The organism is Vibrio sp. 1F279, assembly GCF_041439815.1.
Taxonomy (GTDB): Bacteria; Pseudomonadota; Gammaproteobacteria; order Enterobacterales; family Vibrionaceae; genus Vibrio; species Vibrio tasmaniensis_A.
Genome location: NZ_JBGOOU010000043.1, coordinates 26,015 through 36,631 on the forward strand (window position 1 = coordinate 26,015; position 10,617 = coordinate 36,631).

At 45.3% G+C, this 10,617-nt stretch carries 9 protein-coding genes and 1 riboswitch; of the genes, 1 reads left to right on the forward strand and 8 read right to left on the reverse strand.

Features of this window, described 5'->3' with window-relative positions; genetic code table 11:
* Window positions 1-31 precede the first annotated feature (31 nt).
* Window positions 32-1,822 carry an aminopeptidase P family protein gene (locus ACED60_RS22265; protein WP_371728507.1) on the forward strand — a complete coding sequence of 597 codons (1,791 nt, stop codon included), beginning with the start codon at window positions 32-34 and terminating at the stop codon, window positions 1,820-1,822.
* A 149-nt stretch (window positions 1,823-1,971) separates the two neighbouring features.
* Here the strand turns inward: ACED60_RS22265 and thiH are convergent, their stop codons facing one another.
* From thiH to ACED60_RS22305, 8 genes are all read right to left on the reverse strand, one after another.
* Window positions 1,972-3,099 (reverse strand): 2-iminoacetate synthase ThiH, encoded by a 1,128-nt coding sequence (gene thiH, locus ACED60_RS22270; protein WP_371728508.1) that lies wholly within the window; start codon window positions 3,097-3,099, stop codon window positions 1,972-1,974.
* Between the two features lie 7 nt (window positions 3,100-3,106).
* The gene (locus ACED60_RS22275; protein ID WP_371728509.1) at window positions 3,107-3,871 is read right to left on the reverse strand and encodes a thiazole synthase; all 765 of its coding nucleotides are present in this window, start codon (window positions 3,869-3,871) and stop codon (window positions 3,107-3,109) included.
* 2 nt (window positions 3,872-3,873) lie between these two features.
* Window positions 3,874-4,083 (reverse strand): sulfur carrier protein ThiS, encoded by a 210-nt coding sequence (gene thiS, locus ACED60_RS22280; protein ID WP_004736660.1) that lies wholly within the window; start codon window positions 4,081-4,083, stop codon window positions 3,874-3,876.
* Complete coding sequence (locus ACED60_RS22285) at window positions 4,080-4,862, reverse strand: ThiF family adenylyltransferase (protein WP_371728510.1); 783 nt, start codon at window positions 4,860-4,862, stop codon at window positions 4,080-4,082. Before ACED60_RS22285 ends, thiS begins: the two co-directional genes overlap by 4 nt.
* Window positions 4,852-6,144, reverse strand: a complete 1,293-nt coding sequence (locus ACED60_RS22290) for a thiamine phosphate synthase (RefSeq protein WP_371728511.1) — start codon at window positions 6,142-6,144, stop codon at window positions 4,852-4,854. Before ACED60_RS22290 ends, ACED60_RS22285 begins: the two co-directional genes overlap by 11 nt.
* The gene (gene thiC, locus ACED60_RS22295; RefSeq protein WP_371728512.1) at window positions 6,144-8,093 is read right to left on the reverse strand and encodes a phosphomethylpyrimidine synthase ThiC; all 1,950 of its coding nucleotides are present in this window, start codon (window positions 8,091-8,093) and stop codon (window positions 6,144-6,146) included. Before thiC ends, ACED60_RS22290 begins: the two co-directional genes overlap by 1 nt.
* A 129-nt stretch (window positions 8,094-8,222) precedes the next feature.
* Window positions 8,223-8,321, reverse strand: a riboswitch (TPP riboswitch).
* Window positions 8,322-8,383: 62 nt separating this feature from the next.
* Window positions 8,384-8,767 (reverse strand): fluoride efflux transporter CrcB, encoded by a 384-nt coding sequence (gene crcB / locus ACED60_RS22300; RefSeq protein WP_004736665.1) that lies wholly within the window; start codon window positions 8,765-8,767, stop codon window positions 8,384-8,386.
* A gap of 100 nt (window positions 8,768-8,867) precedes the next feature.
* Window positions 8,868-10,250 (reverse strand): multicopper oxidase family protein, encoded by a 1,383-nt coding sequence (locus tag ACED60_RS22305; protein WP_371728513.1) that lies wholly within the window; start codon window positions 10,248-10,250, stop codon window positions 8,868-8,870.
* Window positions 10,251-10,617 lie beyond the last annotated feature (367 nt).

A 10,617-nucleotide genomic window follows, 5' to 3' on the forward strand; every position in this document is an offset into this window, starting at 1 on the left:
ACAAGGACCCTAACAATAAGGATAAACACAGATGCACAATATCACTGCTGAACGCGTTGCTGCAGTTCGAGCTTGGCTTGAAACAAACAACCTAGATGCCGTTATAATTCCACATGAAGACGAATATCTAGGTGAATACGTTCCCGCTCATAACGAGCGACTTCACTGGTTAACAGGTTTCACTGGCTCTGCAGGTGCCGCTGTTATCACTCGTGAAACTGCTGCTATTTTTGTAGATGGTCGCTACACCGTCCAGGTTCGTAAGCAGGTACCAGCAGAGTTATTTGAGTATCGCCACCTTATTGAAGAGCCGGCTTTAGATTGGATCATCAATTCATTGCCACAAGGCAGCAAGGTTGCCTTCGACCCACGCATGCACACTGCAGCTTGGTTGAAAGGTGCCCAAGCTAAACTAGCAGAGAAAGTTGAGTTAACGACACTCTCTTCTAATCCAATTGATGAACTTTGGTCTGATCGCCCTGAACCTGTCGTGTCTGATGTTCGCCTAATGGCAACAGACGCCGTTGGCCAATCAAGCGAGAGCAAACGCGCGGAGATTGCTGGCTTACTAAAAGCAAAAGGTGCGGACGCCGCTATCCTTACCGAGCTAGACTCAATCTGTTGGTTGCTTAACATTCGTGGTTTAGACGTATCTCGCCTACCTGTTGTATTGTCTAATGCAATCATTCACGCTGATGAAAGCGTCGATTTCTTCCTAGACCCAGCACGCATCCCAGCAGGCTTTGAAGCACACGTTGGTAATGGTATTCGAGTTTCTCACCCATCAGAGCTTGAAGTGCGCCTTCAGTCTTTAGAAGGTAACAATGTGTCTGTCGATTCAGGCACGAGTAATGCTTGGTACACGCTTGTTCTGCAAAACGCTGGCGCTCACATCATTGAAGCAGCAGACCCATGCCTAATGCCAAAAGCTGCTAAAAACGCAACTGAGATTGCTGGTATGAAAGCGTGTCACATTCGAGATGGCGTGGCGATGGCGAAATTCCTGTCTTGGATTGATGCAGAAGTCGCGCAAGGTAACCTGCACAACGAAGCTGTACTAGCAGACAAAGTACAATCATTCCGCGAGCAAGACCCGACGCTGATGGATCTAAGTTTTGACACCATTTCTGCGGCTGGCGGCAACGCTGCAATGTGTCACTACAACCATGAGAACCAACCTGAACCTGGTCAGCTAGAACTGAATACTCTGTACCTAGTCGATTCAGGCGGTCAGTACTTAGATGGTACAACCGACATCACTCGTACTATCGCGATTGGCCAACCAAGCGACGAAATGATTCAGCAGTTCACATTAGCGCTTAAAGGTCACATCGGCATTGCACGTGCGCGTTTCCCACAGGGTACTCGTGGTTTCCAACTGGATATCCTAGCGCGTCAGCACTTATGGGCAGAAGGCTTCGATTACGATCATGGTACTGGTCACGGTGTTGGTCACTTCCTAAGTGTTCATGAAGGCCCACAAAGCATCTCTAAGAAGCTTATCGACGTACCTCTTGTTGAAGGCATGGTGTTATCAAACGAGCCGGGTTACTACCGTGCTGATGAGTTTGGTATCCGTATCGAGAACCTAGAATTGGTAGTTGAGCTTCCAACTCAAGGTGATTTCTCAGTACTAACGTTTGAGTCGCTAACTCGTTGCCCTATCGATAAGCGCAACATCAATGTTGATTTGCTAACACGACCTGAACTGGCGTGGCTGAACGACTACCATCAGAAGGTATGGAACGACGTTAGCCCATTAGTTGAAGGTGATACATTGGAATGGTTACGCCAATCGACAACTCCATTGGCTCACGCTTAATGCTTCGCTAAGCGCTTAACTGAACCAACGAACTTGCTCGGTTAATAAGTTAAATAGCAAATAGCAAAACGGCTACCCAAGGGTAGCCGTTTTTATTTGCCTGTATCATTACATCGATGTTTCACGTGGAACATCAACCAATATGTTGATTAACCAGAATAGGCACTGTGCCAGTCTCGCCACACCGGGTCGAAACCACGCTGACGAATCATCGACTCGACATCAGCAGCACTTCTCTCATCACTGATCTCAAACTGCTCAAGCTCTTCTTCACCCGAAGCATAACCACCAGGTTGGGTTTTAGAAGCCGCAGACATACTCGTGATCCCCAATGGCAACACATCGTCGCGAAAGGTTGCCGATTCGCGAGTAGAAAGGGATAGCTCGACCTCAGGATTCAAGAGTCGATATGCGCAGATAAGCTGAACCAATTGTTTGTCGTTCATGACTGATTTAGGCTGTAATCCTCCACTAGAGTCTCCACCCTCACACGGACGAAGACGCGGGAATGAAATTGAATAGCGAGTCTGCCAATAAGTGCGCTCTAGGTAATCTAAGTGAGCAGCAACAAAAAAGCAGTCGGTTCGCCAATCTTCCAAACCAATCAAGGCACCAATCCCTATCTTATCGATCCCCGCCTTTGCCAAGCGATCAGGGGTTTCAAGACGATATTCAAAATCCATTTTATTACCACGTAGATGATGCTCAGCGTAGGTCCTTGGTTGATAGGTCTCTTGATAAACCATCACCGCATCTAAACCGAGCGTTTTAAGTTCTGCGTAATCTTGTTGGTCAAGCGGCTGCACTTCCATCGCGAGGTAGTTGAATTGCTTTTTGATATTCGGCAACACCTGTCGAAAGTAATTCATCCCGACCTTAGTTTTATGTTCACCGGTGACCAACAAAACGCTATCGAACTTCATCTTTTTGATAGCCGCACTTTCGGCATCAATTTCATCCAAAGTAAGCGTGCGGCGCTTAATACGGTTCTCCATTGAGAAGCCACAATACGTGCACGCGTTAGCGCACAGGTTAGATAGGTACAAAGGAATATAAAGCGACATTGTATTGCCAAATCGCTTACGAGTTAGCGCCAACGATTGTTGTGCCATCTGCTCTAAGTAAGGTTCTGCCGCCGGAGAGATCAGAGCCTTAAAGTCTTCTAAGTCACGTTTGGGTTTACTCAGAGCACGTTCAACATCCGCTGCCGTTTTACTGAAGATAGACATACCAATGTCATCCCAGTTGAGCTGTTTAAATCGATCAACAAACGTCATAGCACTGCTACTCGTCTAGGAATGAAGTTAACGGGCTTGAAGCAACCGCGTGAGATACTTTTCCTGCAAGTCCAGCAAGGTAAGCCATACGCCCCGCTTCAACTGCCAACTTAAACGCAATTGCCATTTCAACCGGCTGTTGAGAAGCAGCAATTGCGGTATTCACTAACACTGCGTCTGCGCCCATTTCCATTGCACGTGCAGCATGTGATGGCGCGCCAATGCCCGCATCAACAATCACAGGGACATTCGCTTGGTTGATAATGATCTCTAAGAAGTCTGCAGACGCAATACCCTTATTTGAACCAATAGGCGCACCCAACGGCATAACTGCAGCGCAACCCACCTCTTCCAAGCGTTTACACAATACTGGATCGGCATGGCAGTAAGGCAACACAACAAAACCATCTTTAACCAGTTGCTCAGCAGCTTTAAGCGTCTCAATTGGGTCTGGCATCAAGTACTTTGGATCTGGGTGAATTTCCAGTTTAAGCCAGTTTGTGCCTAGCGCTTCACGAGCCAAATGCGCAGCAAAGACGGCATCTTTTGCACTCTTCGCCCCAGAGGTATTCGGTAGCAAGTTCACGCCAGCATCAATGATTGGTTGTAAAATGTCGTCTTGCTCAGAGCGAATATCGACTCTCTTCAACGCCATGGTTGCCAGTTGCGAACCTGAAGCTTCAATAGCACTCGCCATCAAATGCTTGTTTGCGAACTTGCCGGTTCCAGTGAAGAGTCGTGATTGAAACGTTTTATCAGCGATAGTTAACATGGTTAGCCTCCTGCAATAGCTTGGAAAAGAGAAATAGCATCGCCTTCATTGACGACAGTTTGTTGCCACTGGCTGCGCGGGACAACCGCATTATTGATTGCAAATACACAACCCAGATCAGGGAGTGATAAAGCGTGGATAATGTCCGCTAGAGACGACAAGTGCGCGACCTGTTCTGGTTGCTCGTTTATAGAGATCGTTATATGACTCATTGGATTTCTTCTTCTAAATGCTTAACTGCAGACGCACTGCACACGGGACATTCACTATCTTGAGTGACCATTAAGTTTTGCCAGTTCATCGTTTGGCCATCGAACAGTTTGAGCTGGTGTGTTGCTACCTGAAACTCACCACGAGTTAAACGTTGAATAGCAGCCAAAGCTTGAAGGTTACCTATGGTGCCAACAACCGGGCCTATGATGCCGCTATCACTACAACGAGTCGTTTGTGGATGATGACTGAACGGGAACAAACAGTGATAGCACCCTTTCTGATTCTCATAATCAAATACAATAAACTGGCCTTTCCAACCGATTGCAGATCCAGAAATCAAAGGTGTATTGCTGCCGAAACACGCTTGGTTAACCTGCTGGCGTGACGCAAAGTTGTCAGTACAATCCAACACCAAATCAGCGAGCATCACTTCAAGTTCAAGCTGACTGTCACTCATTCGCTGATTGATGGTTCTAACTTGACTGCGACTATTGAGCTCAGTCAGTTGTTGCTTCATAGCTTCGACTTTAGGCGAACCTAACTGACTTTCTTTGAACGCGACCTGTCGTTGCAGGTTAGACGAATCCACACAGTCATCATCAACCAACACGATCTTTCCGACACCCGAAGCCGCAAGGTAAAGAGTGGCAGCATTGCCTAAGCCACCACAACCAATCACTAACACATGGCTGTTTAATAGATTTCGTTGCCCTTGCTCACCGACTTCAGGTAATGCAATTTGTCGTTGATAACGAATAAACTCAAAATCACTCAGCATAGCTAGGCTCCTGCGCAACCTCTTCACCAATATTTGAAGGTTTAGGCGTCATCAGTTTTTCAAAAAACTCGATCACCTTTTTGGGGTCTTCCGCTAATGTAATCGCACGAACAACCGCCAAACTCGACACCCCACAATCCCACACCTGCTCAGCTGTTGATTGGTCAATACCACCAATAGCAACCGTCGGATAACCGATGAGTTGTTCTGTGTATGGGATAGTATCAATCAGCTGTTGATACAGAGATAAACGAACTAAACCCTGAGGCTTTGATGGCATCTGTTTAGTTGATGTTGGGAAGATGTGGCCTAGCGCAATATAGCTTGGGTTAATCTGAACAATGCGTAGCAACTCGTAATAGCCATGAGTCGATAACCCAATCTTTATACCCGCAAAGCTCAACTGTGAGAGGTTTGATTCTTCAATATCCTCTTGCCCTAAATGAACACCAAAAGCGTCATGCTTGAGTGCAAGCTTCCAGTAATCATTGATAAAAACTTGAGCGTTATACTCACGACCAAGATCGATAGATCGTGCGACTTGTTGTTCTAAATCCGCTTGCTGTGGATTCTTAATACGTAGTTGGACAGTGTTGATTCCAAGCTTGAGCAATCTTTCGATCCACTCAACATCATCAACTACTGGGTATAAACCGAGGCTACTCTTACTCAACTCAGGAAAAGAAAGTGATGTCCCTTGGTTAGCCCAACCTACGCATATGTCCAATCGTTGATCTTCAAGAACAGGGATAGGAAAGTTTTGGTAATGTGCAGGCCATGTTCCACGTGAAACATTGGACGCTGCGCGAGCTAAAACAAGTGCGTCTTCTAATGGGAACTCCAACGCCAACAAAGTAAGTAACCAGGCAAAATGGCCGTGATTATCTAACTCCTGATGAGCTGTAGTGTCATTCTTGATGACACGATTAGCATCTAGGTGTGACCAGATATCCAGTACAGCTGAATCATCTGAGACACCGATATAGATGGTATTCGGAGTTTCTGTAAAGGCATCACAAACGTCAGTTAACGCGACTGAATTACTGTAATCAACAACATGGTTCAGTTCCGCTAACTTACACTCTGCCAATGAATCAACATCATGAGCGAAGCCAATAGATAACGCCTGCTGAGAATCAACGATAGAGAAGTATTGAGTTGAGCTTACACCCAACTCAACCGTATCAGTTGCCAAGCCTTGTCGCTTAGCAACCAATAGACAGTTCTGCACCTCTCCCGTTAACTCAATATTTTGAGATGGGATGAGTATCTTCACTGTCATTATTCCTCTAATTGAGCTTCTTTTGCGGCTACTGCAGGATGATAAAGTTCAGAGCCAGTATCACGGAACTCTTGTGATTTTTGACGCATCCCTTCCAACGGGTTATCTAGCATCTTAATCTCGATAGCCTGATCCGCGGCTACTTGTTCGGTGTCTTTCGCATACTCTCGAACTTCTTGAGAAATCTTCATCGAGCAGAATTTAGGTCCACACATTGAGCAGAAGTGAGCAACCTTGCCCGACTCTTGTGGCAGAGTTTCATCATGGAAAGAACGCGCGGTTTCAGGATCTAAAGCTAGATTGAATTGGTCTTCCCAACGGAATTCAAAACGTGCCTTTGATAATGCATTATCTCGGATTTGTGCGCCCGGATGTCCTTTAGCGAGGTCCGCTGCGTGTGCTGCTAGCTTGTAAGTAATCAAGCCAGTCTTCACATCTTCTTTATTTGGTAAGCCTAGGTGCTCTTTAGGGGTGACATAACACAGCATCGCACAGCCGTACCAACCAATCATGGCCGCGCCAATACCAGAGGTAATATGGTCGTAACCAGGGGCAATATCTGTCGTCAATGGGCCTAAAGTATAGAAAGGCGCTTCATGGCAGTGCTCTAACTGCTCGTCCATATTCTCTTTAATCAGGTGCATTGGTACATGTCCAGGGCCTTCAATGATCACCTGAACGTCATATTCCCAAGCCACTTTAGTCAACTCACCTAGAGTACGTAACTCCGAGAATTGAGCCTCATCATTAGCATCTGCAATTGAGCCCGGGCGTAAACCGTCACCTAATGACAGAGCAACATCGTACTTCGCACAGATCTCACAGATCTCACGGAAGTGGGTATAAAGGAAACTTTCTTGGTGATGAGCAAGACACCATTTCGCGATGATGGAGCCGCCACGAGAGACAATGCCAGTCACACGCTTAGCCGTCATCGGAACGTAGCGAAGCAACAAGCCAGCATGGATAGTGAAGTAATCAACACCCTGCTCTGCTTGTTCAATCAAGGTATCGCGCATCACTTCCCAGTTAAGGTCTTCGGCAACGCCATTCACTTTTTCAAGCGCTTGATACATAGGAACCGTACCAATTGGTACTGGGCTATTACGTAGGATCCATTCGCGAGTCTCGTGAATATTACGACCAGTAGAAAGGTCCATCACGGTATCGCCACCCCAGCGAGTCGACCATACTAGCTTCTCAACTTCTTCTTCAATCGAAGAGCTTACTGAAGAGTTACCGATATTGGCGTTCACTTTCACTAAGAAGTTTCGACCAATAATCATCGGTTCTGATTCTGGGTGGTTAATGTTTGAAGGGATAATAGCTCGACCTTCAGCAACCTCTTTACGCACGAACTCAGGGGTGATCTCTTTCGGTAGGTTTGCGCCAAAATTATGGCCAGGGTGTTGATGGTTAAGCTGCTCATCAGCGAACTTCTGACGTCCCATGTTCTCACGTATGGCAATGTACTCCATTTCAGGTGTGATAATACCCTGACGAGCATAGTGCAGCTGAGTAACACATTGGTTGCCTGTTGCGCGACGAATTCTAGGCAGGTTGCCGTAGCGAAGGTCGTCTAGAGTTTCATCTTCTAAACGTTCTTTGGTGTAAACAGAGCTTACGTCTTCTAACAGTTCCGTATCACCACGCTCTTCAATCCATTGCTCTCGCAACTTAGGAAGACCGCTATACAGGTCTATTTGATGTGTAGGGTCTGTGTAAACACCTGAGGTATCGTAAACTTGAATGGGTACATTAGGTTCGAATACAGGCTCTTTTTTGGTACCACCAACAAGGCTATCAGCGAGTGATATTTCTCGGACAGGGACTTGAATGTCCTCTCGAGATCCTTGGATGTAAGCTTTTTTTGAGTTTGGATAGGGTTGTACGGATAAAGAATCAATGAAATTCTTCGCTTCCAGTCTTGCTTGTTTACGAGTCGACATAGCATTTTTCCTTGGCTTTTAGCCATTATTTATAGGGATAAAAATGCTTGACGGATTAGATGCTACAAGAGGGATCACGGTAAGAAATACAGTTGTGATCTGGAGATAGATCTCTAGAAGGATTCTAGTTAGATATCTACTCTTGTTCCCTTCGCAGGTATTAGCCTGATCAGGTTCAACGGATCCCGAGTTAACGGTCTCAGCCATATGGCACTCCGACAAGTTCGATCGAGTATATAAAAACGGCTTGGATAAACCAAGCCGAGTTGTTAACAAATCGTAAGAAAGTTTTAAGACTTTATCAAAAGTTGGAAGCCGATCCATGCGGCTGAAATACTGAGTACCACGTTGAGTAGCACATTGAGTCCCATCTTAAAGAAAGCGCCCTGCTGCATAAGAAGTACGTTATCCATAGAAAACGTAGAAAATGTCGTCAGTGCTCCTAGGAAACCAAGACCGATAATTTGTCTCCACGGTTCCGTCGCGACCATCTCGTTTTCAAACGCGGCGATGAGCAATCCCATAATCAAAGAACCAATTACGTTAACAGTCAGCGTACCATAAGGAAAACCACGCCCTAGCATCACCACACATAACTCTGAAATCAAATAACGCGAACAAGCACCAAATGCGCCACCAATGGCAATAAAACCTAAAATAGATAACTGACCCATGAATCCTCCCAAACAATAGTCTCTATATTCTAGCTTTACCGCCGATAAAAGCGAGGGTAGAAACTAAGAATGCATGCGCAAATATTAAAAGTTACAGGTGTCACTTAACTTCAATGTATCCCATTAAACCGGTTTTCATGTGTTCTATAACATGACAGTGGTACATCCAGCGGCCAGGGTTATCCGCAACAAATGCAGCTTTAGCTCGGCCGTTTTTTCCAAGTAACACTGTATCGGTATGGAAAGGCTCTTCAATTTTTTTACCATCAAGTTCCAATACCGTAAATGTATGACCATGAATATGAATCGGGTGATGATATTGAGTGACGTTCTTAAGATCGAATATGTAGGTCTTACCCAACTCTAAAGTCGCCAACGGTTCAGGAATATTATCTTTGCTCATCCCCTCCCATGCTCGTTTATTAGTTAGCCAAAACTTAGGCATAGATTTTCCATCTTTAGATACTGGAGAAACCGCCCCTTCCCATTCAAATAAAAAGTCGATTTCTTCTGCATTAGCCAAATCTAAATTGGGCACAGGATTAAGGGGTAAAGAAGGTAGAGAGCGATTCTCGACAAGGGTTGAATCTACAACTTCGAACTCACACAAAGAGAAAGGAAAGCGTCCTTTCATTTGAAGGACGCTCACTCGCCCACCTGCTTTGGGTGCTATCAATCCAATATCTACTCGCATCCCCGGGCCAACTTTATGTTGAGTCAGCTTATAAGGTGTTTTTACAGGGTTACCATCAATGGCAATCACCCATGCCTCAGCCCCTTCGACAGCTATAGGGTAAGTGATCGTATTGTCGACATTAGCGATACGTAGCCTGGTCGGTGCATGTTGTTTTAACTGATAGACAGGCTCATGTATTCCATTAACGCTACTCCACTCTCCTGGCGTGCCCATGCGAGCGCTGAGCCGTGGGATCATTAGATCTTTCCATTGGCCTTTCTTATCTATATGCCAATGTTTAAGCATCAGTGCGTGCTCTTCATCAAACTGCACTGGAATATTCTCTTCTACGATAATAAGACCAACTAAGCCCATACCAAGCTGCTTCACACTATTCATATGTGGGTGATACCAAAATGTGCCAGCATCTGGCGGCGTAAACTCATAAATGAATGTTTCACCTGGCATGATCGGTGGCTGACTTAAGAAGGGGACCCCATCCATTTCGATAGGAATTCTTAAACCATGCCAATGAATAGTCGTCGGCTCTGATAGCTTATTCGTAAAGCGGATCGTGACCTTTTCACCCTGTCGACATCGAATTGTCGGAGCAGGGATCTGCCCATTAAAGGCTAAAACATTGGTATTAAATCCCGTCACCAACTCAGCTGTTGAAGGTTCTGCAGTTAAGTCATAAACATACTTTCCTTGCTCATCAACTGACCGGTTAATTGAGCAAGCGGGTAGAACAGTGAGTGCTGATATAGCGAGAGATGATTGAATAAACTTACGACGGGAGATATCCATATTTGTTGCCTTTTAGTAATAACGACCAAAATGTAACAAAATATTGAGAATAATTCTCATAAAGAAGTGTGGATTGTGCTGTTGATTGTTTATAAAAGAGGCTGAGATAAGTAAGCGCTTACACTTTTAAGGCTAGGTTTTATTAAAAGCAGGAATTATCGACTAAAAATCGAACAAATATAAAGTAAAAAACAGAACTTCTGCTGAGGCATTGATATGGTACTGCGGAGGTTTCTACTCCCAACGCGCGCTATTTTGGTAAGTTGGAGAATCCGCTGCTCTGCTAATAACGTATATTGGATTCAGAAAGCAAAAAAGGCTCTAGCATTTCTGCTAGAGCCTTAAATATGGCAGGGGTGGAGAGATT

What these genes read in the sequence shown, in the direction of transcription:
- thiH (WP_371728508.1), bottom strand. Translation starts at nt 3,099, where the DNA reads ATGACGTTTGTTGATCGATTTAAACAGCTCAACTGGGATGACATTGGT.
- thiC (WP_371728512.1), bottom strand. Translation starts at nt 8,093, where the DNA reads ATGTCGACTCGTAAACAAGCAAGACTGGAAGCGAAGAATTTCATTGAT.
- ACED60_RS22265 (WP_371728507.1), top strand. Translation starts at nt 32, where the DNA reads ATGCACAATATCACTGCTGAACGCGTTGCTGCAGTTCGAGCTTGGCTT.
- ACED60_RS22285 (WP_371728510.1), bottom strand. Translation starts at nt 4,862, where the DNA reads ATGCTGAGTGATTTTGAGTTTATTCGTTATCAACGACAAATTGCATTA.
- thiS (WP_004736660.1), bottom strand. Translation starts at nt 4,083, where the DNA reads ATGAGTCATATAACGATCTCTATAAACGAGCAACCAGAACAGGTCGCG.
- ACED60_RS22290 (WP_371728511.1), bottom strand. Translation starts at nt 6,144, where the DNA reads ATGACAGTGAAGATACTCATCCCATCTCAAAATATTGAGTTAACGGGA.
- ACED60_RS22275 (WP_371728509.1), bottom strand. Translation starts at nt 3,871, where the DNA reads ATGTTAACTATCGCTGATAAAACGTTTCAATCACGACTCTTCACTGGA.
- crcB (WP_004736665.1), bottom strand. Translation starts at nt 8,767, where the DNA reads ATGGGTCAGTTATCTATTTTAGGTTTTATTGCCATTGGTGGCGCATTT.
- ACED60_RS22305 (WP_371728513.1), bottom strand. Translation starts at nt 10,250, where the DNA reads ATGGATATCTCCCGTCGTAAGTTTATTCAATCATCTCTCGCTATATCA.